The organism is Kocuria coralli, from assembly GCF_008831305.1.
Taxonomy (GTDB): domain Bacteria; phylum Actinomycetota; class Actinomycetes; order Actinomycetales; family Micrococcaceae; genus Kocuria; species Kocuria coralli.
The window spans coordinates 13,612-36,353 of record NZ_ML708624.1; the positions used below are offsets into that span (position 1 = coordinate 13,612).

At 70.2% G+C, this 22,742-nt stretch carries 21 protein-coding genes; 10 read left to right on the top strand and 11 right to left on the bottom strand.

Going from position 1 to position 22,742, the window contains the following annotated elements; genetic code table 11:
• The first annotated feature begins 200 nt into the window (after window positions 1-200).
• Genes FCK90_RS12175 through FCK90_RS12185 form a run of 3 tightly spaced genes read left to right on the top strand, consistent with a single transcriptional unit; the run spans window position 201 to window position 2,100 of the window.
• A complete protein-coding gene (locus tag FCK90_RS12175) occupies window positions 201-1,112 on the top strand; it encodes a sulfurtransferase (RefSeq protein WP_158034572.1) in 912 nt (303 codons plus the stop codon).
• Window positions 1,109-1,603 carry a SufE family protein gene (locus tag FCK90_RS12180; protein WP_158034573.1) on the top strand — a complete coding sequence of 165 codons (495 nt, stop codon included), beginning with the start codon at window positions 1,109-1,111 and terminating at the stop codon, window positions 1,601-1,603. Before FCK90_RS12175 ends, FCK90_RS12180 begins: the two co-directional genes overlap by 4 nt.
• On the top strand, window positions 1,603-2,100 hold the full coding sequence (locus FCK90_RS12185; RefSeq protein ID WP_158034574.1) for an aminoacyl-tRNA deacylase: 498 nt from the start codon (window positions 1,603-1,605) through the stop codon (window positions 2,098-2,100). Before FCK90_RS12180 ends, FCK90_RS12185 begins: the two co-directional genes overlap by 1 nt.
• Here the strand turns inward: FCK90_RS12185 and FCK90_RS12190 are convergent.
• The gene (locus FCK90_RS12190) at window positions 2,075-3,463 is read right to left on the bottom strand and encodes an alpha/beta hydrolase family protein (RefSeq protein WP_246180294.1); all 1,389 of its coding nucleotides are present in this window, start codon (window positions 3,461-3,463) and stop codon (window positions 2,075-2,077) included. The two genes, FCK90_RS12185 and FCK90_RS12190, sit on opposite strands and share 26 nt — an antisense overlap.
• 169 nt (window positions 3,464-3,632) lie before the next feature.
• Between FCK90_RS12190 and msrB the strand changes: the two genes are divergently transcribed.
• From msrB to FCK90_RS12205, 3 genes are all read left to right on the top strand, one after another.
• Window positions 3,633-4,106 (top strand): peptide-methionine (R)-S-oxide reductase MsrB, encoded by a 474-nt coding sequence (msrB, locus tag FCK90_RS12195; protein WP_246180297.1) that lies wholly within the window; start codon window positions 3,633-3,635, stop codon window positions 4,104-4,106.
• A 156-nt stretch (window positions 4,107-4,262) separates the two neighbouring features.
• Entirely contained in the window at window positions 4,263-4,853 is a 591-nt protein-coding gene (locus tag FCK90_RS12200; protein WP_158034576.1) for a DUF3000 domain-containing protein, read from the top strand.
• A 187-nt stretch (window positions 4,854-5,040) separates the two neighbouring features.
• Window positions 5,041-6,339: an HRDC domain-containing protein gene (locus tag FCK90_RS12205; RefSeq protein ID WP_158034623.1), complete on the top strand. Its 1,299-nt coding sequence runs from the start codon at window positions 5,041-5,043 to the stop codon at window positions 6,337-6,339.
• Between the two features lie 140 nt (window positions 6,340-6,479).
• Here the strand turns inward: FCK90_RS12205 and FCK90_RS12210 are convergent, their stop codons facing one another.
• From FCK90_RS12210 to FCK90_RS12230, 5 genes are all read right to left on the bottom strand, one after another.
• Window positions 6,480-6,803, bottom strand: coding sequence for a hypothetical protein (locus FCK90_RS12210; RefSeq protein WP_158034577.1), 324 nt, complete (start codon window positions 6,801-6,803; stop codon window positions 6,480-6,482).
• A 128-nt stretch (window positions 6,804-6,931) separates the two neighbouring features.
• Window positions 6,932-8,941: a 1-deoxy-D-xylulose-5-phosphate synthase gene (gene dxs / locus FCK90_RS12215; RefSeq protein ID WP_158034578.1), complete on the bottom strand. Its 2,010-nt coding sequence runs from the start codon at window positions 8,939-8,941 to the stop codon at window positions 6,932-6,934.
• A gap of 137 nt (window positions 8,942-9,078) precedes the next feature.
• On the bottom strand, window positions 9,079-11,760 hold the full coding sequence (gene acnA, locus FCK90_RS12220; RefSeq protein WP_158034579.1) for an aconitate hydratase AcnA: 2,682 nt from the start codon (window positions 11,758-11,760) through the stop codon (window positions 9,079-9,081).
• 213 nt (window positions 11,761-11,973) lie between these two features.
• Window positions 11,974-13,494, bottom strand: a complete 1,521-nt coding sequence (locus FCK90_RS12225) for a class I SAM-dependent RNA methyltransferase (protein ID WP_158034580.1) — start codon at window positions 13,492-13,494, stop codon at window positions 11,974-11,976.
• Entirely contained in the window at window positions 13,491-15,563 is a 2,073-nt protein-coding gene (locus tag FCK90_RS12230; RefSeq protein WP_181954309.1) for an APC family permease, read from the bottom strand. The genes FCK90_RS12225 and FCK90_RS12230 overlap by 4 nt, the downstream gene beginning before the upstream one ends.
• A gap of 56 nt (window positions 15,564-15,619) precedes the next feature.
• On the opposite strand from FCK90_RS12230, the gene FCK90_RS12235 reads away from it, so the two are divergent.
• Both FCK90_RS12235 and FCK90_RS12240 read left to right on the top strand, forming a co-directional pair.
• Window positions 15,620-16,348: a potassium channel family protein gene (locus FCK90_RS12235; protein ID WP_158034581.1), complete on the top strand. Its 729-nt coding sequence runs from the start codon at window positions 15,620-15,622 to the stop codon at window positions 16,346-16,348.
• Window positions 16,345-17,001, top strand: coding sequence for a potassium channel family protein (locus FCK90_RS12240; protein ID WP_158034582.1), 657 nt, complete (start codon window positions 16,345-16,347; stop codon window positions 16,999-17,001). Before FCK90_RS12235 ends, FCK90_RS12240 begins: the two co-directional genes overlap by 4 nt.
• Here the strand turns inward: FCK90_RS12240 and FCK90_RS12245 are convergent.
• The 4 genes from FCK90_RS12245 to dut form a co-directional block, all read right to left on the bottom strand.
• On the bottom strand, window positions 16,980-17,729 hold the full coding sequence (locus tag FCK90_RS12245; RefSeq protein WP_158034583.1) for a DUF3159 domain-containing protein: 750 nt from the start codon (window positions 17,727-17,729) through the stop codon (window positions 16,980-16,982). The genes FCK90_RS12240 and FCK90_RS12245 overlap by 22 nt on opposite strands.
• Window positions 17,726-18,121: a hypothetical protein gene (locus tag FCK90_RS12250; RefSeq protein WP_246180299.1), complete on the bottom strand. Its 396-nt coding sequence runs from the start codon at window positions 18,119-18,121 to the stop codon at window positions 17,726-17,728. Before FCK90_RS12250 ends, FCK90_RS12245 begins: the two co-directional genes overlap by 4 nt.
• A complete protein-coding gene (locus tag FCK90_RS12255) occupies window positions 18,118-18,969 on the bottom strand; it encodes a DUF3710 domain-containing protein (protein ID WP_181954310.1) in 852 nt (283 codons plus the stop codon). The genes FCK90_RS12250 and FCK90_RS12255 overlap by 4 nt, the downstream gene beginning before the upstream one ends.
• An 86-nt stretch (window positions 18,970-19,055) precedes the next feature.
• Window positions 19,056-19,490, bottom strand: coding sequence for a dUTP diphosphatase (gene dut, locus FCK90_RS12260; protein WP_158034626.1), 435 nt, complete (start codon window positions 19,488-19,490; stop codon window positions 19,056-19,058).
• 159 nt (window positions 19,491-19,649) lie between these two features.
• Here dut and FCK90_RS12265 point away from each other — a divergent pair, with 159 nt between their 5' ends.
• Window positions 19,650-20,198 (top strand): DUF3093 domain-containing protein, encoded by a 549-nt coding sequence (locus tag FCK90_RS12265; RefSeq protein ID WP_158034585.1) that lies wholly within the window; start codon window positions 19,650-19,652, stop codon window positions 20,196-20,198.
• Between the two features lie 88 nt (window positions 20,199-20,286).
• Here FCK90_RS12265 and FCK90_RS12270 read toward each other — a convergent pair whose 3' ends face one another.
• Window positions 20,287-20,586, bottom strand: coding sequence for a DUF4193 domain-containing protein (locus FCK90_RS12270; RefSeq protein WP_158034627.1), 300 nt, complete (start codon window positions 20,584-20,586; stop codon window positions 20,287-20,289).
• A 380-nt stretch (window positions 20,587-20,966) separates the two neighbouring features.
• On the opposite strand from FCK90_RS12270, the gene sepH reads away from it, so the two are divergent.
• The gene (sepH, locus tag FCK90_RS12275; RefSeq protein WP_158034586.1) at window positions 20,967-22,715 is read left to right on the top strand and encodes a septation protein SepH; all 1,749 of its coding nucleotides are present in this window, start codon (window positions 20,967-20,969) and stop codon (window positions 22,713-22,715) included.
• Window positions 22,716-22,742: the final 27 nt, after the last annotated feature.

Here is a 22,742-nt window from a genome sequence, read left to right on the forward strand (position 1 = left end):
GGGCGGGCGGATGTGCACGAGCCTACCCGGCTCCGCGGCGCCGGGGTTCGCCCGTCGCGCACATGGCAGGGCCGGGCCGACGATTCACCGGCGACGGCGCTACTCTGGAGCACAGTTCAGCGGGTCACCGGCCGTCCACGTCGCAGCACAGGCAGCGGCAGGCCGGGGCCCATCAACGACCGGGAGACGAGGAAGTGATCATGTCCGTCGGTGTGGACACCACAGACGCCAAATTCGCCGAGTACGCCCATCCGCAACGGCTGGTCTCCACGCAGTGGGTGGCCGACCATGCCCAGGACCCCGGCGTCGTCGTCATCGAGTCCGACGAGGACGTCCTGCTGTACGAGACCGGCCACATCCCCGGTTCCGTCAAGGTGGACTGGCATACGGATCTGAACCTCCCCGACATGCGCGACTACCTCGACGGCGGACAGTTCGCGCGCCTGATGAGCGACAAGGGCATCTCCCGCGAGGACACGATCGTCGTCTACGGCGACAAGTCCAACTGGTGGGCGGCCTACGCGCTGTGGGTGTTCTCCCTGTTCGGCCACGAGGACGTCCGCCTGATGGACGGCGGGCGGGACAAGTGGATCGCCGAGGAACGGGAACTCACCACCGACGTTCCGCAGCGCGAGCAGACGCAGTACCCGGAGGTCGAGCGCGACGACTCCCGGATCCGTGCCTTCCAGCCCGAGGTCCTCGAGGCCCTGGGAACCGTGCCGCTCATCGACGTCCGCTCCGGCCCCGAATACACGGGGGCGCGCACGCACATGTCGGAGTATCCGCAGGAGGGCGTACTGCGCGGCGGCCATATCCCCACGGCCGCGTCGGTTCCGTGGGCCCGTGCGGCGGCGGAGGATTCCACCTTCAAGACCCGCACGGAGCTGGAGGCCATCTACCGCGACGAGATCGGGCTGGACCCGGAGGAGCCGGTGATCGCCTACTGCCGCATCGGTGAGCGGTCGGCGCACACGTGGTTCGTGCTGGAGCACCTGCTGGGCTTCCCCAGCGTGCGCAACTACGACGGATCATGGACCGAATGGGGCAACTCCGTCCGGGTGCCCATCGTGTCCGGCCCCGATCGCGGCGAGGCTCCGGGGGGCACCCGATGAGCACCGCCGAGGATCTCATCAGCGGCCAGGATCTCACGAAGGACCTGCCGGAGGCCGTGGCCGAGCTGGTCGAGGACTTCCAGGCCGTTCCCCAGCAGGACCGCCTGCAGCTGCTGCTGGAGTTCTCACGGCAGCTGCCCGAGCTTCCCGACCGCTACGGCGAGCACCCCGAGGAGCTGGAACAGGTGGTCGAGTGCCAGTCCCCGCTGTTCCTCACGGTGGAGTGGGACCGGCAGGCCGAAACCGGATCCGACGACACCCCGGTGCGCCTGTTCTTCTCGGCTCCCCAGGAAGCGCCGACCACGCGGGGGTTCGCCTCCATCCTGCACGAGGGCCTGGACGGACTCACCGCGGCGCAGATCAGGGATCTCCCCGCCGATCTCACCGAGCGGTTCGCCCTGACCCAGCTGGTCTCCCCGCTGCGGATGCGCGGTATGTCGGCCATGCTCGAACGCGTCCGCCGCCGCGTGGCGCAGCTGCCCCGGACCTGATGTCGAAGAAGCGGAAGGCCTCCGGAGCCACCGCGGCCCTGCAGTTCCTCTCCGCGCGCGGGGTGCCCTTCCGGGAGGCGGGATACGTTCACGACGACGCCGTCACCGACTACGGCGCCGAAGCCGCCAGGGCGCTGGGGGTCGACCCCGGCCGGGTCTTCAAGACCCTCCTGGTCAGCCAGCCGGGAGGGCAGGACTTCGGCGTCGTCGTGCTGCCGGTCGACCGGCGGGTGGCCATGAAGGCCGCAGCCTCCGGCCTGGGCTGGAAGAAGGCGGTGCTCGCCGACCCTTCGGCCGCCGAACGCCGGACCGGCTACGTGGTGGGCGGCATCTCGCCCTTCGGGCAGAAGACGCCCTCACCGACCCTGCTGGACGACTCGGCGCTCGGTCACCCCACGATCTTCGTCTCCGGCGGCCGCAGAGGTCTCGATCTCGAGGTGGCCCCTCAGGATCTGCTGGACGCGCTCGAGGCTAGGCCCGCTCCGCTGAGCGCCTGAGGGTCTCCTCGAGACGAGGCTTCAGCCACCGCCGCACGGCGTCCTCCCACCGGCGTGGTGAGACGTTCCATTCCTTGGTGTGCCGAGCATGCCAGAACCCCACGAAGTCCACCCACGGCGACAGCCGCGCGAGTTCGCGGGAGGCCGTGTCCGGCACGAACTCGTCGTCCTTGGAGTGCAGGATCAGCGTGGGGGTGCGCAGCTCCCGATACCGGGTGACCCAGTCCAGGCTGGCCAGATCCACCGGAGCCGTCAGGCCGGTGAGATACCGCCCCCTGGGTGAGCTGATCAAACTCGTCGCCATCGTCGCGATGCGCCGTGGCACCCCGTGATCCGTGGTGTGGTGGGCGAAGAGGGTGAACCAGTCCACCACCGGGCCGGTGAGGACCATGGCGGCGATGTCGTCGCGGTAGAAGGAGAGATCCGCGGTCTGCAGGCAGATCGCCCCGCCCATGGACCAGCCGAAGAGCACGATCTGGGTGGCCCCGCGGGACTTGGCGTAGGAGATCGCGACCTGGACGTCCTTCCATTCCGTGAACCCCAGGCCGTACCGGTTGTCGGGGGTGGACGGCGCCTCACGGTCGTTGCGGTAGGAGATGAGCATGGAGGTCAGGCCGAGTTCCCGGGCGGTCCTGGCAGCCCTCAGGCCTTCCAGGCGCTGGGCTCCCCGCCCGTGCACCATGATCGCCCAGGGGCCTTCGAGCATGCGAGGGCGCTGGCTCTCCTCGGGGCTCGGCCGGCCGTCGGCAGGGATCACCCATGCCGGGGCGAGCCCCACCTCGATCGGGATCTCGACCTCCTCGTAGGCCAGGTCCAGCCTGCCGGGATCCGGGTAGACGGTCCCCGACCACCAGCCCCTGGACGCCCGGGAGAGATCGCCGCTGTAGACCTCCTCGACCTCCCGCACCACTCGGCCGTCCCGGGGAGAGAGCGAGATGATCGCACCGATGCGCGCGTGACCCCGCCCGCCGTCGAAGCGCAGGCTGTAGACGCCGTCCACCGTGGTCTCCACGGTCGCGGCCAGCACGATCTCCCCCGCCCCCGGAGCGACCGGGGTTGCCGGAGCGGCCGGGGCGGCTGAATCCGCCGGGGGCTCCGGGACGTAGCGGTAAATCGCGAGGTCCTCGGAACGGTAGCGCGGGGGCACCACGACCTTGCGGGCCAGGTAGGTGGCCAGTGCCGAGGACAGCCCGAAGGTCAAGGAGGCTGCCCCCACGGTCGCCGCGGCTCCCATCACGGCACCGCGCTTCCACCCCGCCTGGTGCTGGCGTGCGGATACGGCCGCCGGTGCCCCTGCCGGGGTCTTCAGCCGCGGGGTCGCGACGGTGCCGCCGGTACGGGAGGCCCCTAAGGGTTCACGCAAGTGCATACCGCCATCCTCGCATGCGCCCTCCCGCGGCCCGCGGCATATTCTCCGCCCGAGGGGCGTTGCACTGTCTGGTGCCGCCCGAGGGAACGGACAGGGAACGACTCGGCGCACCAGTTCGAGCACGACTTCTCGACCACGACTTCGAGCACTACGGAGGAAGACCATGGCTCACGATGCGACCCGGAACGCCGCAGAGAACTCATCCCCGCCGCCTGCCGACCGGCAGGCCTCCGGGCCCGTCGTCCAACGCTCGGACGACGAATGGCGCGCCGTCCTCACCCCTCAGGAGTTCCACGTCCTACGGGAGGCCGGCACCGAACGCCCCTTCACCGGTGAGTACTGGGATACCGAGACGGAAGGGGTCTACTCCTGCAAGGGGTGCGGGGCCGAGCTCTTCCGCTCGGAGACCAAGTTCGGATCGCACTGCGGGTGGCCGTCGTTCTACGCCCCTCTGGCCGAGGACCGGGTGCGCTACATCCGGGACTCGACCCTGGGCATGGAGCGGGTGGAGGTCCGCTGCGCATCCTGCGACTCCCATCTGGGGCACGTGTTCTCCGGCGAGGGCTACCCCACGCCCACGGATCTTCGGTACTGCATCAACTCGGTCTCGATGCGCCTGGAGCCGGCTCAGTCCTGAGGCTCCATCCCGCGGCGGCGGCAGCGATGACGGTGAGGGGGCGGGTCGCCAGCCCGTGTCTCAATATATGGAAAATCATTAAAAAGTGCAGATCATGGGCACCGTCGGCGGCGTGCCACCGCTTCCCGCGTGAACTATCGACCTACCCTTGAAGCCGTGAGCGCGGTTACCGATCTGCATGGAGGCCCGGGCCGATTCCGATCGGCGTCGGCTTCTTTGCGCAGTGCTCGGTGCCGCCCGGAGATCGAACTGACGGAGATCCCCGTACCCATGGGCCCCAGCGATGCGGTGGCCTTCGCCGCCACCGTCACCGATGGGACGGCCTCGATCGGGCGTACCGGCCCGGACGAGCTGGCCACCGGACGTTTCATCCTGAGCTACGACCCCGCCCGCCGGCACGAATGGAACGGCGCCTTCCGCATCGTGACCTACGTCAAGGCGCAGGTGGAACGCGAGCTCGGCCACGACGAGCTCCTGGCCTCCGTGGCCTGGAGCTGGCTCCTGGAGGCCCTGGACCGCAACGGGGCTGCGTACACCCGTGAAGGGGGGACCGCCTCGCGGGTCCTGGCCGAGGGATTCGGGCAGCTCGCGGACACCGGCGAGGTCATCGACGTCGAACTGCGCGCATCGTGGACCCCCCACGACGAGGAGTTCGGAAAACACCTGGAGGCATGGGCTGACATGGTCTGCACGTTCGCGGGTCTTCCACCGGTCTCCGACGGCATCATCAGCCTCACCGGACGCTGACCGCCTGTACCGACCCGGCCCCCGCCACCCGAGCCCCACGCGACGAATACGAGGAATTGACCGACCTGTGAACACCCCGAGCCCTTCGCAGAAGCCCCTGAACGGGGCACGCCCCCGTGAGAGCGGGCCATCCGGTGGTACGGGCTCGGCCTCTCGCGATGTCCGCGGCGGCGCACGGGGCCCCGGGATCGTCGTCGACGGCTTCGAGGACTACACCGTTCCGCGCACGGTGCCCCTGGATCGCCCGCACGACGGCCTCCCGCGAGTCCTGGACACCCGGTCCCAGCTCGAACGGGCCGCGGAGCATCTGCACGTGGCCACCGGGCCCCTGGCCATCGACACCGAGCGGGCGAGCGGGTTCCGTTACGGCCAGCGCGCCTTCCTGGTCCAGCTGCGGCGCGAGGGCGCGGGCACCATCCTGATCGACCCCGAAGCGGTCGGCTCGCTCGGGATCATCAACGAGGCCCTAGCCGGGGTGGAATGGGTGCTGCATGCCGCCACGCAGGACCTGCCCTGCCTGCGGGAGCTGGACATGTGGCCGGACCGGCTCTTCGACACGGAGCTGGGCGGCCGGCTGGCGGGCCTGCCTCGCGTCGGACTGGCCGCGGAGACCGAGGAACTGCTCGGTTTCACGCTGGCCAAGGAGCATTCGGCCGTCGACTGGTCCAAGCGCCCCCTGCCCGAGCCCTGGCTGACCTACGCGGCCCTGGACGTCGAGGTCCTGGTCCAGCTGCGCTGGGCGGTCGAGGACCTGCTGCGCGAGCAGGGAAAGCTCGACTGGGCCCTCGAGGAGTTCGAGGCCATCCGCACCGCTCCCCCGGCGCCTCCGCGGAAGGACCCCTGGCGCAGGACCTCCGGGATCACCAAGGTCCGCAACAGGCGCCAGCTGACCGCGCTGCGCAACCTGTGGACGGCGCGGGAGGACCTGGCGCGCAACCGGGACATCTCCCCCGGCAGGCTCCTGCCCGACTCGGCCCTGGTGGCCGCGGCGACCACCATGCCGCGGACGGTGCCGCAGCTGCTGAAGACCCAGGGGTTCCACGGCCGGGCTGCCGCTCGGGAGGCCCCCCGGTGGCTGGCGGCTCTGCAAGAGGCGCGCGGCGCGGAGGACCTGGTGCCCTACACCGTCGCATCGGACGCCCTGCCGCCGGTCAAGGCCTGGGACACCAAGCGGCCCGACGCGGCCACGAGGCTGAAGAAGTTCAAGCCCATGATCGCCGAACTGGCCGCCCAGCACGGGATGCCCACGGAGAATCTCCTGGTCCCGGAGCACCTGCGCCGTTTCGCGTGGTCGCCCCCGCGGTCGACCACGGACGAGGCCGTTGCCGCTCAGCTGGCCGAGCTGGGCGCACGTCAGTGGCAGATCGCGATCTGCGCGCCCGCCCTGGGCAAGACCTGGCGGCAGCTCCGGGCCGCCAGACGCGCCAAGGCGCAGAAGGCGGAGGACCTCACCGGGGAGCCCCAGGAGACCGTCTCCGGCGCCTAGAAGAGCTCGCGCACGTCATGAGCTGCGCGGCTTCGCCACCGGAACCCCCGCGCGCACGGCAACGGGCCCCGGGACGCTCAGACGTCTCCGGGGCCCGTTGCCGTAGCGGTGCGCGCCGACTCGGCCGGTGCTGGATCCGCTCAGCTCGTGGAACCGGGGGTCGGCTGGGTCGAGCCGTCCAGGTTGTCGGTGGCATCGCCCTTGCCGCTGCCACCGGTGGCCTCCTTGACCTTGGCGGTGGCGGTCTTGGCGGCGTCGGCTGCCTTCTCGCTGACGACCGGAGCCTGCTCCTTGACCGCGGCGGCGGCCTTCTCAGCGCCCTCGTGCACCTTGCGGCGGACCTCGGGGTCCTCGTAGACGCCGGTGACCTTGGCCTGGACCTTCTCGAACGGTTCCCGGCCCATGTACGAGCCGACCAGGAAGCCGGCTCCGAAGCCGACCAGGAATGCAGCCTTCTTGATCATGATGGTCCCTTTCTCAGCCGTGGCGGGCAGTCTGCCCGCCCTCGGTATCTAAGCCTACTGATCTGTGATCCGGCCGACAAAGCGGATTCACCGGCCGTGTCGCGCCCTCGCGGCAACCCCGGTCCCGGTCACGACCGTCCGGACGGAGTCCGTGAGGGGAATCGCTGCGCGTCGTCGTCCTCGTCCACCGGCCTGGCGTAGGGCACCTTGGTACCCAGCACCGAGGCCAGGGTGTCGTGAGCGATCCGCTGGGCTGTGAGACCCACCCGTTCCAGGATCTCCGCCCGGGAGGCGTGGGCGAGGAACTCCGTGGGCAGGCCCACTTCGTTCAGGGCGGTGTCCACACCCGCATCACGCAGACTCTGGCGCAAGAGCGAACCGATACCGCCCGATCGCACGCCATCCTCCACGACCACCACGATCCGGTGCCGGCGGGCGAGATCCCCCAGGGACGACGGCACGGGAAGCACCCAGCGCGGGTCCACTACGGTGGCGGTCACGCCGTGGGCCTCCAGGCGCCGGGCGGTCTCCAGGCAGGTCCCTGCCATAGCGCCGACGGCGACGATCAGCACGTCCCGGTCGTGGTCCGGGACCTCCCTGCCGGTCCCCGTCCGCAGGAGGACGTCGACGCCGTCCTCCAGCCGCTCGACCGCGGGGATCTCCTGGCCCACGTCGCCCTTGGGATAGCGGATCACGGTGGGTGCGTCGTCGACGGCGACCGCCTCCCGGAGCTGCTCGATCATGCTGGGCTCGTCGCGAGGGGCAGCCAGGTGCAGGCCGGGGACGATCTGCAGCAGGGCCAGGTCCCACATGCCGTGGTGGCTGGGTCCGTCGGGCCCGGTCACGCCGGAGCGGTCCAGGACCACGGTCACCCCCGCCTTGTGGAGGGCGACGTCCATGAGCAGCTGGTCGAACCCGCGGTTCAGGAAGGTCGCGTAGAGGGCCACCACGGGGTGCAGGCCGCCGAAGGCCATGCCTGCCGCCATGGTGAGGGCGTGCTGTTCCGCGATCCCGACGTCCACGACCCGGTCCGGATGGGCGGCCTGCATCTTCTCCAGGCCGACGGGGATCAGCATGGCACCGGTGACGCCCACGATGTCCTCCCGCTCGTCGGCGATCGCGGCGATCTCGTCGCGGAAGACCGCGGTCCACGACCGGCCCGAACTGGGTTTCATGGGCTGGCCGGTCTCCGGGTTGATCGTGCCCACCGCATGGAACATGTCGGCCTCGTCGGCCACCGCGGGAGCATAACCGTGACCCTTCTCCGTGATCGCATGCACGATCACCGGCCCGCCGAAGTTCCTGGCGTTGCGCAGCGCCTGCTCCAGTGCCTCCTGGTCGTGCCCGTCCACGGGACCCACGTACTTCATCCCCAGGTCGGCGAACAGCCCGTGAGGGACCACGACGTCCTTGATGCCGACCTTCATGCCGTGCAGACCGCGATAGGCCGCCTGGCCGAGGGGGCCGGCGTTCTTGAGGCCGTCCTTGACGGTGGTCAGGAGCTCCTCGTACCGGCGGTCCGTGCGCACGGCGTCCACGCCCTGCTGCACGTCGGCCTTGAGGTTGTGCAGCTGGCGGGCCAGGCCGCCCACGGTCGGGGCGTAGGAGCGGCCGTTGTCGTTGACCACGATGACCACCCTGCGGTCGGGGTCGCCCGCGATGTTGTTGGCCGCCTCCCAGGTCATGCCGCCCGTCATGGCGCCGTCGCCGACCACGACGACGACGGTGCGATCGTCCTGGCCGGTCATCGAGAACGCCCGGGAGATCCCGTCTGCCCAGGACAGCGACGATGAGGCGTGGGAGGACTCGACGACGTCGTGGGCGGACTCACCGCGGTCCGGGTAGCCGGCCAGGCCGCCCGACTGGCGCAGGGTGGAGAAGTCGTGGCGCCCGGTCAGGAGCTTGTGGACATAGGACTGGTGGCCGGTGTCGAAGACCACCGGGTCCTGGGGCGAGTCGAAGACGCGGTGAAGAGCCAGAGTCAGTTCCACCACGCCCAGGTTCGGGCCCAGGTGCCCCCCGGTCGCCGACACATTGGTGACCAGGAACTCCCGGATCTCGCCGGCCAGCTGGTCGAGTTCCTGCTGCGACAATGCGTCGAGGTCCCGGGGGCCGTGGATACGCTCAAGCAGGGTCATGGTTCTCCTCCTGGTTCCCCGTCATGGTTCACCGTCTTTTCGTCGATCGTACGCCCACCAGGGGATATTGCCGGGAACGCATCAACGGTAAGGGCCCGCCCCGTCGGGTGACGGAGCGGGCCCTGGATCCGCGTGGGTCAGCCGGCTGCGATCTGGCGCAGCACGTACTGCAGGATGCCGCCGTTGCGGTAGTAGTCGGCCTCACCTGGGGTGTCGATGCGGACGTCGGCGTCGAACTCGACGGTCTGCCCGTCCTCCTTCTCCGCCACGACCTTGACGGTCTCCGGGGTGACGCCGTCGTTGAGGGCGGTCACGCCGGTGATCGAGAAGGTCTCGGTGCCGTCCAAGCCCAGGGAGTCGGCGGACTCGCCCTGGGGGAACTGCAACGGCAGGACGCCCATGCCGATCAGGTTGGAGCGGTGGATGCGCTCGTAGCTCTCGGTGATGACGGCCTTGACGCCCAGCAGGGACGTGCCCTTGGCCGCCCAGTCGCGCGAGGACCCGGAGCCGTACTCCTTGCCGCCCAGCACGACCAGCGGGGTCCCGGCGGCCTGGTAGTTCATCGCCGCGTCGTACACCGCCGCCTGCGGTCCGCCCTCCTGGGTGAAGTCGCGGGTGAAGCCACCCTCGACGCCGTCCAGGAGCTGGTTCTTGATGCGGATGTTGGCGAAGGTGCCGCGGATCATGACCTCGTGGTTGCCGCGGCGGGAGCCGTAGGAGTTGAAGTCCTTGCGCTCCACGCCGTGCTCGACCAGGTACTTGCCGGCCGGGGTGTCGGACTTGAAGGAGCCCGCCGGGGAGATGTGGTCGGTGGTGACCGAGTCCCCCAGCTTGAGCAGTACGCGGGCGCCCTCGATATCGCCGACCTCGGAGATCTCCATGCTCATGCCCTCGAAGTACGGTGGCTTGCGCACGTAGGTCGAGGCGTCGTCCCACTCGAAGACCTTGCCCGTGGGGGTGTCCAGGTTCTGCCAGCGCTCGTCGCCGTCGAAGATGGTGCCGTACTCGCGGGTGAACATCTCGGTCTCGATCGAGGCGTCGATGATCTTCTGCACCTCGGTGGGGTCCGGCCAGATGTCCTTGAGGAAGACGTCGTTGCCGTCCTGGTCCTGCCCCAGGGGCTCCGAGGCGAAGTCGAAGTCCATGTTGCCGGCCAGGGCATACGCGATGACCAGCGGCGGGGAGGCCAGGTAGTTCATCTTGACGTCCGGGTTGATGCGGCCCTCGAAGTTGCGGTTGCCCGAGAGCACCGAGGTCACCGCGAGGTCCTTGTCCTGGATCGCCTGGGAGATCTCGTCCTCGAGCGGACCGGAGTTGCCGATGCAGGTCGTGCAGCCGTAGCCCACGATGTAGAAGCCGAGCTCCTGCAGCGCGGGGACCAGACCGGACTTCTCGTAGTACTCGGTGACGACCTTCGAGCCCGGGGCGATCGAGGTCTTGACCCACGGCTTGGCCTTGAGCCCCTTGTCCACGGCGTTGCGGGCCAGGACGGCCGCGGCCATCATGACCGAGGGGTTGGAGGTGTTGGTGCAGGAGGTGATCGAAGCGATCGAGACCGCACCGGTCTCCAGCTCGAACTCACGGCCGTCGGGCATCGACACGGCGGCCGAGTCGGCGCCCTGGGACGACTGGTAGTTGGCCACGTCCTTCTCGAACTGCGACTTGGACTTGGTCAGCTCGATCCGGTCCTGGGGGCGCTTGGGCCCGGAGATCGACGGAACGACGGTGGACAGGTCCAGTTCGAGGTACTCGGAGAACTCGATCTCGCGGGAGGGATCGTGCCACATGCCCTGCTCGCGGGCGTAGGCCTCCACCAGGGCGACCTGCTCGTCCGGACGCCCGGTCAGACGCAGGTAGTCCAGGGTGACGTCGTCGATCGGGAAGATCGCGGCGGTGGAGCCGAACTCGGGGCTCATGTTGCCGATCGTGGCGCGGTTGGCCAGCGGCACAGCGCCGACGCCCTCGCCGTAGAACTCCACGAACTTGCCGACCACGCCGTGGGCGCGCAGCATCTCGGTGATGGTCAGCACCACGTCGGTCGCGGTGGCGCCCGAGGGGATCTCGCCGGTGAGCTTGAAGCCCACGACGCGCGGGATCAGCATCGAGATCGGCTGACCCAGCATGGCCGCCTCGGCCTCGATGCCGCCCACGCCCCAGCCGAGGACGCCGATGCCGTTCTCCATGGTGGTGTGGGAGTCGGTGCCCACGCAGGTATCCGGGTAGGCGCGCAGCACACCGTCGACCTCGCGGGTCATCACCACGCGAGCCAGGTTCTCGATGTTGACCTGGTGGACGATGCCCATGCCCGGGGGGACGACCTTGAAGTCGTCGAACGCGGTCTGGCCCCAACGCAGGAACTGGTAGCGCTCGCCGTTGCGCTGGTACTCGATGTCCATGTTGCGCTCGATCGCCTCGGCGTTGCCGAAGGAGTCGATCTGCACGGAGTGGTCGATGACCAGCTCGGCGGGAGCGAGCGGGTTGACGCGGGTCGGATCGCCGCCCAGGTCGGCGATGGCCTCGCGCATCGTGGCAAGGTCCACGATGCAGGGGACACCGGTGAAGTCCTGCATGATCACGCGACCGGGCGTGAACTGGATCTCGGTGTTGGGCTGGGCCGTCGCGTCCCAGTTGGCCAGTGCCTCGATATGGCTCTGGGTGATGTTCGCGCCGTCCTCGGTGCGCAGGAGGTTCTCCAGCAGGACCTTGAGGCTGAAGGGAAGCTCCTTCGCTCCGTCCAGCGCGTTCAAACGGTAAATTTCATACTCGGTGCCATCGACGTCAAGAACGCCCTTGGCCCCGAAACTGTCCACGGTGCTCATATTGCCCGGAACTCCTCTCGCCACGGTTGTGAAGTACCGCAGACGTCATGAGCCGCTTGGCGACGACGACGACGTCCCGGCAGTCGCCGCCCAATATACCGCTTCCAGGCCCCAGGATCCTCAGCGACGCCGGCCCGGGAGGTCGTTTGACGACAAATTGTCACCGCTCGGACCGGGTGGTATCGAACAGGTCCAGCCAGCGTCTCGGGGCGTTCACCGGGTGAGGACCACCAGGGTCTCGAGGTGGTGGGTGTTGGGGTAGAGGTCGAATCCCCGCACCGATTCGAACTGCCATCCGTGGTGCCGGAATCGGGCCAGATCCCTGGCCAGGGTGGCGGGGTCGCAGGAGAGGTAGACGATGCGGGAGGGCCCCAGGGCATTCAGGGCGTCGACCACGTTCTTGCCGGCACCGGCACGCGGCGGGTCCAGCACGACGACGCCGGGGCGGGCGGTCTCCGCCGCGGAACGGGTCGAGGACGCAGCACGGCTCCCCGCCCGGGAGGCCGTCCGGCGTGCCCGCCCGCCGCCCCTCTGCCGGGAGCCATGCGCCCGTCGGCGCGGCGCCCGCACCACGCCCGGCCAGCGTTCGGCCAGGACCTCGTCCACCGATCCCCGCACCACCTCCACCTGCTCCTGCGGGGCGGAGTTCCTGGCCGCGTCGGCGCTGGTGAGCGGCGAGCCCTCCACCGCCAGGACGTGACCGGATGCCCCCACCCCCTCCGCGAGCGCGGCGGTGAACAGCCCGGCCCCGGAATAGAGGTCGAGAGCGGTCTGCCCCCCGGTGAGCTGGGCGGCCTCGCCGACAGCCTCGAGGAGGGTCGCGGGAGCGTGACGGTGGATCTGCCAGAAACCGGCTGCCGAGACCTCCCAGGAGAACCCGCCGGCGCGCTCCCGGACCGTTGCCGTCCCGGCCAGCACCTCCGCCGGCCCGCGTTCCCCTTCAGCGGGGCCGAGCAGCACGGAGAGCCCGGGGCTGGCCTCCTCCAGGCGCGCGAGCAGTTCCCCCGCCAGCCGCTCCCTCAGTGCTTCCCTCAGGGCAGCGGAGTCGCCGGCTGCGGGGGTCACCACGATCGCCGGGGCCTCGCCGTCCGCTCCCCCGCAGGGTGCGACCAGGTCGATTCGCTCGGCTCCCGTGAAGTCGAGTTCGGCCAGGCCCAGCGCCTCCAGTGCCGGGACCATGAGCGGGAACCCGGCGACCGGGACGAGCGCCTCGGAACGGTGCGGGTGCATGGCGATCGACCCGGCGGCGTCGACGGCGAAATGCGCTCGCGTGCGCCACCCCAGTCCGCGCGGGTCCTCACCGGGGAGGGCCTCTACGGCCGGGTCGAGGGCGTCCAGCTCCGCCGGCGCGAGCCGGCCGATGCCGCCGAGCAGTTCGCGCAGCACCCCGGTCTTGACCTCCCGCTGACGCTCGAGCGTCAGATGGCCCATCTCCGCACCTCCCACGGGAGGGAGGCCCCCGGCCGCGGTCAGCAGGGCATCGGCGGCCTGCCATGGATGACGGTCGCGGCGATGGGGGGACGCCTCCAGGACCTCGACGGTATCCGCTCGCCAGAACTTCGCGCCAGGGTCGGCGTCGGTGAGCCGGGCCTTCACTCGCTCGCCGGAATCCGCGTGCCTGACGAAGACCACCCGGCCCTCGTCCGTGCGGGCCACCGTGTGACCGCCGTACGCCCAGGGACCGGGGGTGAGCACGAGGTCCTTCGGGGATCGATCGGGTGCGGGGGAAGTCAAGGGCGCTCCGTACTGGTCGGGTGCTGGGTGCCGGTCTGCGCCACATTCTCGCCCGAGTGCCCCTGATCCTGCGACTCGGCCTGCTGCGAGACGGGATGCTGCGAGCCGGCAGGCGGCGAGTCCACGTGCGAGGAGTCCACCTGCCAGGGCACGGAGGCGATCATCACCCCGGGCTCCAGGCGGAGGCGGTTGGCCAGGGCGCGCGCGGACTGGTTGTGCAGGGCCTGCTCCCACCGGCTGCTCACCACGTACTCGGGGAGGTAGACCACGAACAGGTCCCGCGGCGAGCGGCGGCGTATCCGGCGTAGGTGGTCGATCACGGGCTGGACCGAGTCGCGGTAGGGGGCGTCGAGCACGGTGATGGGAACGGGGATCTCCAGCCGCTCCCAGTCCTGCAGGATCCGGTCCGTGGCGGTCTGCGAGACATCGACGACGAGCGCCTCCAGGGTGGACGGGCGGGAGGCCCGCGCGTAGGCCAGCGCCCGCATCACGGGCTTGCGCACCGAGGCGACGATGATCATGGCGTGCACCCTCGACGGGAGGGCGCGGACGGGCGACCCGGCCACCAGCCTCAGCTCGCGGTCCACGGAGTCGTAGTGGCGGCGGATGGCCAGCATCAGACCGCCGAGGACCGACATGGCGAGCAGGGTGATCCAGGCACCCTGCGCGAACTTGGTCACCAGGACGATCACCAGCACGGTGGCGCACAGGACGAGCGCGACGTGGGCCAGCACGACGGGCCCGATCATCCGGCGGCGCTGCTCCGGGGCGTGCACATGCCGTCGCTGACGCCGCCAGTGACGCACCATGCCGGCCTGGGTCACGGTGAAGGAGGCGAAGACCCCCACGACGTAGAGCTGCACCAGGTCGTTGACGCTGGCGCGGAAGACCAGGGTCAGGATCGCGGCGGCCACCAGCAGGGCGATGACGCCGTTGGTGAATGCGAACCGGTCGCCGCGTGACTTGAGCTGGCGGGGCAGGAACGAGTCCCGGGCCAGCCTGGAGCCCAGGGAGGGGAAGCCGGAGAACGCGGTGGAGGCGGCGAAGACGAGCACCATGACCGTGGCCAGGATCACGACGTAGAAGAGGGGCGTCTCCAGACCGAAGACCGCGCGGGCCAGTTGACCCAGCAGCGGATTCTGGTAGAAGTCCTCCGCCGGGGCCTGGCCGTCGATCCGCAGCTGGGCCACCGGGTCCAGGACCACCACGGCTCCGGTGCGCCCCACCAGGTACATGGTGCCCAGCAGCAGCACGCAGGAGATCGCTCCCATGATGGTGAGAATGGTCGAGGCGTTCTGCGCGCGCGGCTTCCTGAGATAGGCCACCGCGCCCGTCACCGATTCCACACCGGTCACGGAGACGGCTCCCGAGGAGAACGCCCGGAGGATGAGCATGATCACGGCCAGGGTGGTCCATGCGGTGTCCCCGGAGCCCGCGGGCAGCACCTCCCACGATGCCGACGGCACCGGCGCCAAGGTCCCGGTGGCGGATTTGACCAGCCCCGTCCCGATCAGCGCGAGCATCACGACGACGAACAGGTAGGTCGGCACCACCGCGGCGCGGCCCATGAAACGGATACCGCGCAGGTTCAGCAGCCCGGCGATCAGGATGCCGACCAGGGCCACCTCGATGCGGTGGTCGACCAGGCGGGGGAACGCCGCCGCCAGGTACTGGGCGGCGGCCGAGGTGGAGACCGCCACCACCAGGATGAAATCCACCATCAGGGCGGCACCGACCGCCACCCCGGCGCGGCGGCCGAGGTTCTTGGAGGCGATCTCGTAATCCCCGCCGCCCGAGGGATAGACGCGCAGGTTCTGCCGGTAGGCCGCGACCACCACCGCAGTGACCAGGACGACCGCAAGACCGACCCATGGGGAGATCGTCACCGCCGCCACGCCCGCCAGAGCCAGCGTCAGCACGATCTCGTCCGGGGCATAGGCCACGGAGGACAGCGCATCGGCCGAGAAGACGGGCAGCCCCGTGCGCTTGGGCAGGGCCGTCTCCGCGAACCGCTCGTTGTGCAGCGGCCGGCCCACCAGGGTCGCGCGTACCGCTCGGAAGATGCTCACGCGCTCAGGCTAGTCCTGTCGGGACACGTTACGTGCCCGGGCACTACCCTGGGCACATGCCGCACTTTGTGATCGTTGGTGCCGGGCGCGTGGGCGTCATGCTGGCCCATGCCCTGGAGGACGCGGGCCATTCCGTGGCCGTGATCGATCAGGACGACAGATCGCTGCGCCGTCTGCGCAGCGGGTTCCAGGGGAAGAAGGTCACGGGGCACGGCTTCGACCGGGATGTCCTGCGGCGGGCGAGCGTGGAGACCGCCTACGCCCTGGCTGCGGTGTCCAGCGGCGACAATACGAACGTCCTGGCCGCCAGGGTGGCCCGGGAGACCTTCGGGGTCCAGCGCGTGGTGGCGCGGATCTACGACCCCGCCCGCGCCGAGTTCTACCAGCGGCTGGGCATCCCCACCGTGGCCTCCGTGCGCTGGACGGCCGATCAGGTGCTGCGGCGCATGCTCCCCGAGCAGAGCATCGCCGGGGATTGGCGCGAGGCCTCCGGGCGTCTCCAGCTGGGCGAGCTGAGCCTGGACGACTCCTGGTCGGGCCTGCACCTGGATGCCATCGCCGAGGCCACCGGGGTCCGGATCGCGTTCCTGACCCGTTTCGGGGAGGGCATCCTGCCGGGTCCGTCGACGAGCTACCAGAAGGGGGACGTGGTGCACGCCATGATGCGGATCGACGACGTCGACGAGGTCGCGCGCATCCTGGCCAGGCCGCCGTCGTCCCGGATCCGCGAGCTGGCCCAGTCGCTGCGGCCGGACGACGACGTCGAAGGGGGCGGTGAGGCGTGAAGGTCGCCGTGGTGGGTGCCGGCTCCGTGGGAGCCTCGATCGTGCGGGAGCTCTCCGGTCACGGTCACAAGGTCGTCGTGATCGACGAGAAGCCCGACGCCATCGGCCGGGCGGACCTGCGCAACAGTCATTGGATCGTGGGAGACGCCTGCGATCCCCATGTCCTGCGCGAGGCCCAGCTCGAGCAGGTGGACATCATGGTCGCGGCGACCGGCGACGACAAGGTCAATCTGGTGGTCTCGCTCATGGCTCGCTCGGAGTTCGGCGTGCCGCGCACCGTGGGCCGGGTCAACAACCCCAAGAACGAGTGGATGTTCGACCCCGCCTGGGGCGTCGACGTCGCCGTCTCCACGCCGCGGCTGATCACGGCCCTGGTCGAGGAGGCGGTCGAGGTCGGCGACGTCGTGCGGCTGCTCAACCTGCAGTCCGACAAGGCCACGCTGAACGCGTACACCGTGCCGCACGGCCACGGGATGATCGCCACGACGGTCGGCGAGGTCCCCTGGCCGCCCGATGCCACCCTGGTGGCCATTCTGCGCGACGGCGCCGCCATCGCGCCCACGCGCGACGACGTCATCGAAGCCGAGGACGAGCTGTTCTTCCTGGCCACCGACGACGGGGAGGAGCACCTTCAGGAACTGCTCGCCCCCTGAGCGGGTTCGCCCCCGGGCCGGACCGCCTGCGGACGGGAGACCATCCAGCCCAGCCACAGCACCAGGGCGTACAGGGGGACGCCCATGACCAGGCGCGCGATGCCCAGGGCGGCGACCTCGTCCGCGAAGTACAGCGGTACCTGCACCACCAGCCGCGCGGCGAACATGAGCACCACGAACAGGGTGGCCAGGCGGTAGGCCTTCATCCGGACGGGAACCGCCCGCCAGCGGGTGGCCTCCCCGCGGATGTAGCCGAAGATCAGGCCGAGGACGGGCCAGCGCACCACGATCGACAGCAGCAGGGCCGCGCCGTAGACGGCGTTGATGTAGAAACCGGGGAGGTAGTAGTCCCGGGCCTGACCCGAGACGTTGGCGAATAGCGCGCAGATCCCCACGCCCACCAGCCCCGACACGGCCTGGACCAGGGTCTGCCGCTGGATGAGGCGGATCACGGTGAACACGCCCGCCACGGCCAGGGCGCTGATCAGGGCCGGTCCGAGGCTGCCCGCCAGGACCAGCACGGCCAGGAACAGCGCGCCCGGCAGGACGGCCTCGACCAGGCCCCTCCAGCCTCCGATGGCATGCATCACGTCGAGCTGCCCGCTCGCATCGCGCCGCATGCCCGAACGCTGGGCGTACGTGCTCAGGGCGGCCTCCACGGAGGGGCCGTCCTGGGACTGGGACGTACCCGGCTTCGGCTGGGACCCGTCCGGGGTGGGCTCGGTCATCGCTGCACCTTCTTGGCCACGATCTCGTAGCGGGGGTTGAAAATGGTGGGCTCGGATCTGCGGTCGCACAGCAGCCCGACGCACTCCAGCGCCACGCCGACGGTCACTCCGGGCACCGCACGCTGGCCCTGCCACACGAGCCGGACCTGTTTCCTCTCGGCGCGCGGCCTTGCGGGGTCGTGCGCGATGACCAGGGCGGAGAACTCGGCGCGATCGTGGACCGGCGCGATCCTGACCTCGGTCACCACTCCCGTGACACGGACCCTGCGCCGCCCCGCGCCCGGTTCCGCGTCGGCCTCCGGGCAGCACAGGTTCGCCGGCTCCGCCGAGGGCGAGGGGCCGGTTCCCACCAAGGTGACGGGGGCGGTCACGGGAGGCGGTTCCCCGGTCATCGGATCTCCGTCACTTCGGGACCGCGTTCAGGCGGTTGCAGGCCGCCCCGCTCACCGCTGGTGCGCTCCTGCGCTCCCTCGCCGGCTCCCGGCGCGGCCGGTCGAGCCGGCTTCTGGCCCGCGGTCTCCGCGTGACCGGGTGCCTTGGCGGCCCCGCCCTGCGGACGCAAGGCGGCACGCCGGACGGTCTTGCCGGCGGGGGCTCGCTGGGCTCCTTCCGGCACGTTCAGGGGCAGCAGATCCCGCGGGGGCATGGGGTCGCTGCCGCGCACCACCACCACGCTGCGGATGATCGCATCGAATTTCGCCGAGGCCTCGGGGTCGATCGCGGCCGCCCCGGAGATCACGGTCCGCAGGAACCACCGCGGACCGTCGATCCCGACGAAACGGGCCGGACGGTAGCCGTTGGTGCCGTCGGAGGTCTTGGCCGCGAAGCGCGCCCGGAGCTCCGTGCCGAAAGTGCCCTCCACGAATTCCGGGGCCCCGTTGTTGCGCTTGAGGGAGTCCTTGAGATCATTGCGGATCTCCTCCCACAGCCCGGTGGTCCGCGGCGCGGCGAATGCCTGGATCTGCGCCATGGAGCCGCCCATGTCCAGGCTCACCGCGCGGGGCCGCTTGGACTTCTCGTCGACCTCGAGGCGCACTCCCACTCCGTCCTGGGGTTTGATCAGGATGGCGCCCAGGTCCAGGTACCCGTCCCGGGACTCGATCTCGGAGACGTCGAAGGGGCCCTCGGCGCGGGGATCGTCCGTCTCCGGGGCCTCCGCGCCTGCCTCTGCTCCTGCGCCCGTCCCTGCGGGCGCACCCGAGGGTGCCTCCTCGGTCTGCTTCTTCTTACGTCCGAACACTGTCTTTCCTTCTGCAGTCGGTCTCTGGGTGCCCACGCGAGCCGGACCTGTCCGGCCGGGCCCCGGGGCAGCACGTCGGGAAGCCGTCAGTCCCGTCCGGAGGAGCCGAACCCCTGCCGGCCGCGTTCGGTCTCGTCGAGCTGGTCCACCTCGACGACGTCGACGACGGCCACCCGCTGCAGCACCAGCTGAGCGATGCGATCGCCTCGCGAGATCTCGAAGGCTTCCGTGAGATCAGTATTGAGCAGGGTGACCTTGATTTCACCCCTGTAGCCGGAATCCACCGTCCCCGGTGCATTGACGACGGTGATCCCGTGCTTGGCCGCCAGCCCCGACCTCGGGTTGACGAACCCGGCCCATCCCGCCGGCACCGCGATCGCTATGCCGGTGGGGATCAGGGCGCGCTGCCCGGGTTGCAGGACGACGTCGGTCCTCGCCCTCAGGTCCATGCCTGCGTCACCGGGGCGGGCATGAGCCGGCAGGGGGAGGTGCGGGTCCAGGCGCTGGATCTTCAGGTCCAGGCGCTCCGCGCCGTCGGCGGGTGCTGTGCGGGTATCGGGGCGGTCGTCAAACACAGTGCCCCACTCTAGCCGCCCCGGGTCGCCCGCCCCGAGCCACCGGTGCGTTGCACCCGGACCGCCCCGGTTCGCGGGCTACGGGCTCCGTGCGAAGATGGGCCCATGAACGAACACGGCACCAACGGTTCTCAGAGCCTGCACCCGGGACCGGACGACGCCGGCGATCCCGGCTCCCCCGCTTTCCCGGAGGCCGAGGAGTACGGCAACCGCGTCCTGTACCGGGAACGCCTCAACCCCGCCTGGTGGATGTGGCTGCTGTATGCAGGCTTCGGGCTGTCGGTGCTCCTGGCGCTGTCCCCGATCTCGCTCTGGCTGGGCGCGCTGGGACTCGTGCTGGCGATCGGGATCACGGCCACGGTGGCCTACGCGCGCGCCGCGCAGATCGTCGTCACCGAAGAGGAGCTGCAGGTCGGCCGGGCACGGATCGAGCGCCGTTTCGTGGGCGAGGTGGAGCCCTTCACGGAGGCCGGTGAGATCCGCCGGGTGCGCGGGCCGGAGCTGGATGCCCGCGCCTTCATGAGCTTCAGCGCCTCCGTGGGGCCGATCTGCCGGATCGAGATCACCGACCCGGTCGACCCCACCCCCTACTGGCTGACCTCGACCCGGCGGCCGCAGCAGCTCGCCGACGTCCTCACCGGGGCGTCGTCGTAGATCACCCGCGGCATGAGGCCGAGATGCGAGTCGGGCCGCCCATCAGTACTGATGGGCGGCCCGACTCGCATCTCACTCCCCGGATCGATCAGCCTGCGCATTCCACGCAGATCTTGAGCCCGTTGCGCTCCTCTGCGATCTGCGAGCGGTGGCGGACCAGGAAGCAGGAACCACAGGTGAACTCGTCCTCCTGGGCGGGCAGCACGACGACGGACAGCTCCTCGTGGGAGAGGTCCGCACCCGGCAGCTCGAAGCTCTCGGCGGCCACCGCCTCGTCCTCGTCGACGCTGGAGGACTGCTGTCCTCCGCGTCGCGACTTCAGCTCCTCAATGGAGTCCTCTTTGAGCTCCTCGTCCTGCTTGCGCGGTGCGTCGTAGTCTGTGGCCATCTCGTTCCCATCCATGCGAAGAACTGTGCTGATCGGGGTCGCGAACCGGGCGCCCGAAACGGGGGGTCTCGGGGGCGCCAGCGCCCCTGTGTCGGAAGGATTGTTCACCATGGGGACCCAAAAATCCAACCTCGTACGCTCACAACGGAACCAGTTTCCAGGAATGTGCTGCAATTCACTGCTAAGCGTGCTGATACCCGGTGACCCGGGCGGAAATGTGTCAGCGTACGGATCACCATTAGACTGCTGAACCGAGAGTGAGTGCCACTTCCCGCGACCAGTCGCGACCCGCCCTGACATCCCGTGTCACCGTCGAGGGCCGGACAGCGGTTTCGCCCGCACTCTAGAACACGTAGACCCGTAGCGGAGGCTGGAGAAGCATGGACGAGCTGCGCCTAGTAGGCGTGCACGATGACGGCGAGCATCTGGTGCTCCAGGACGCCTCCGGAACCCGTCACGTGCTGCGCATCGACCAGCAGTTGCGCGGGACCGTCCAGCGGGCGCGCCGCGTCGCCCCGCGCCGCCAGGGGAACCAGTCCGGCGACTTCGGTCCGCGTGACATCCAGGCTCGCTTCCGTGCCGGGGCCACCGTCGAGGAGATCGTCGAGGAATCGGGCTGGGAGCCCGAACGCGTCCGCCGCTACGAATGGCCGATCCTGGCCGAGCGCGCCCACATCGCGAGGGAGGCGCAGAAGGTCGAGGTGGTGGCCCGCACGTCCCGGTCGGGCGGGTACCGGTCCGTCTTCGACGGCGAGGCGCAGAGCCTGGCGGAGATCGTGGCCGCGCACGCCGGCGACCTCGGCATCGCTCCCACGTCCCTGGACTGGGACGCCTGGCAGCGGCCGGACCAGCAGTGGCAGATCACGGCCCGGTTCCGCGTCGCCAACCCGGGTGCGGCGCCGCAGGACCTCGTCGACCAGCAGCCGGCCGCGCTCTGGATCTTCAATCCGGCCAGTCTCACGGTGACCCCCGACAACGGCTGGGCCGGTCACCTGACGGCGGCCCCCGATGCGAACGGGGTCGTCGCCGGCAGTGACAGCCTGTTCGGCGCACCCTCCTCGACCGGCGCCGCGTCCGCGCCCGCATCGGCCGGTGGAGATACGGCGCGAGGCCATCGTCATCCGTCGGCTGCGGCATCGGGCGTCGACGAGCGTTCCCGGCCCGCCGACCATTCCTCCGGGTCTCCGGCCGGGTCTCCGGCGGCTCAGGCCGGTTCTCATGCCCAGAGCGCGCCGCATACTGAAGACAGTGCCGGCGCCTCGACGGGGCAGGCGGGGCAGGAGACCGACGAGCTCCTGGATGTCCTGGATGCCCGTCGCGGCCAGCGGCTCGGCCAGGACTCCGACTCGGACGATCAGCTGGCGGCGATCCTGGGCCGCAGCATGGGTCACGTCGACCGCAGGCCCCGGCCCATCTCGGCTCCCAAGGACTCTCCGCTCTTCGACCAGCCCATGCATCCCTCACGCCCCGTGAGCCAGCAGCCCGCCCCGGCACAGGCCGAGAACGGACACGGCGAGCAGGCCGGTACCCCCGACGCCGGTGAGCCGGGAACCCCGGTGCCCTCCGGCGGCATCGCAGGGGCGGACCCGTCGCCCGCCGGCCAGGACCGGTCCGAGGAGGCCGCGGTGCATCATCTGGGCCGAGCCGACGCCCAGGACAAGCCCACCTCACCGGTCATCGAGATCATGGATGACGATTCCCGTCCGCTGGACGGCGATGCCGCCGAACCCGCTCAGCAGGAGGACGGGTCGTCAGCGCCGCACCCGGAGGAGGCCGCGCCGGGTTCGACCGCGGCTGCGATGCCGCCGCCCGGGAACGGGGAAGCCGGAGTCGCTCCGTTGCGTGACGCCGGCAGTGCGGGGCCCTCGACCCCGGAATCCCGGCCCGACTCCGATCCCGCCGACTCCGATCCCGCTGTCTCCGATCCCGACTCCGGGCGAGTCCCCGAATCGACCACCATGGACGACACGGCAGCGGAAGCGGCCGAACCGGAGGGCGCCGAGGAGGCGCCCGAGCCCGAACAGCCCTCCCGCCCCCGCCCGCGAGGGCGCACGAACGCCAAGCGCTCGCGGTCCTCCGTGCCCAGCTGGGACGAGATCGTCTTCGGCGCCAAGAACACGGACACCTGATACCGTCCCCCACGACCCGATCATCGG

Excerpts from the sequence above, each read along its gene's own strand:
- FCK90_RS12175 (WP_158034572.1), top strand. The coding sequence starts at position 201 with ATGTCCGTCGGTGTGGACACCACAGACGCCAAATTCGCCGAGTACGCC.
- FCK90_RS12180 (WP_158034573.1), top strand. The coding sequence starts at position 1,109 with ATGAGCACCGCCGAGGATCTCATCAGCGGCCAGGATCTCACGAAGGAC.
- FCK90_RS12185 (WP_158034574.1), top strand. The coding sequence starts at position 1,603 with ATGTCGAAGAAGCGGAAGGCCTCCGGAGCCACCGCGGCCCTGCAGTTC.
- msrB (WP_246180297.1), top strand. The coding sequence starts at position 3,633 with ATGGCTCACGATGCGACCCGGAACGCCGCAGAGAACTCATCCCCGCCG.
- FCK90_RS12210 (WP_158034577.1), bottom strand. The coding sequence starts at position 6,803 with ATGATCAAGAAGGCTGCATTCCTGGTCGGCTTCGGAGCCGGCTTCCTG.
- dxs (WP_158034578.1), bottom strand. The coding sequence starts at position 8,941 with ATGACCCTGCTTGAGCGTATCCACGGCCCCCGGGACCTCGACGCATTG.
- acnA (WP_158034579.1), bottom strand. The coding sequence starts at position 11,760 with ATGAGCACCGTGGACAGTTTCGGGGCCAAGGGCGTTCTTGACGTCGAT.
- FCK90_RS12235 (WP_158034581.1), top strand. The coding sequence starts at position 15,620 with ATGCCGCACTTTGTGATCGTTGGTGCCGGGCGCGTGGGCGTCATGCTG.
- FCK90_RS12245 (WP_158034583.1), bottom strand. The coding sequence starts at position 17,729 with ATGACCGAGCCCACCCCGGACGGGTCCCAGCCGAAGCCGGGTACGTCC.
- FCK90_RS12250 (WP_246180299.1), bottom strand. The coding sequence starts at position 18,121 with ATGACCGGGGAACCGCCTCCCGTGACCGCCCCCGTCACCTTGGTGGGA.
- FCK90_RS12265 (WP_158034585.1), top strand. The coding sequence starts at position 19,650 with ATGAACGAACACGGCACCAACGGTTCTCAGAGCCTGCACCCGGGACCG.
- FCK90_RS12270 (WP_158034627.1), bottom strand. The coding sequence starts at position 20,586 with ATGGCCACAGACTACGACGCACCGCGCAAGCAGGACGAGGAGCTCAAA.
- sepH (WP_158034586.1), top strand. The coding sequence starts at position 20,967 with ATGGACGAGCTGCGCCTAGTAGGCGTGCACGATGACGGCGAGCATCTG.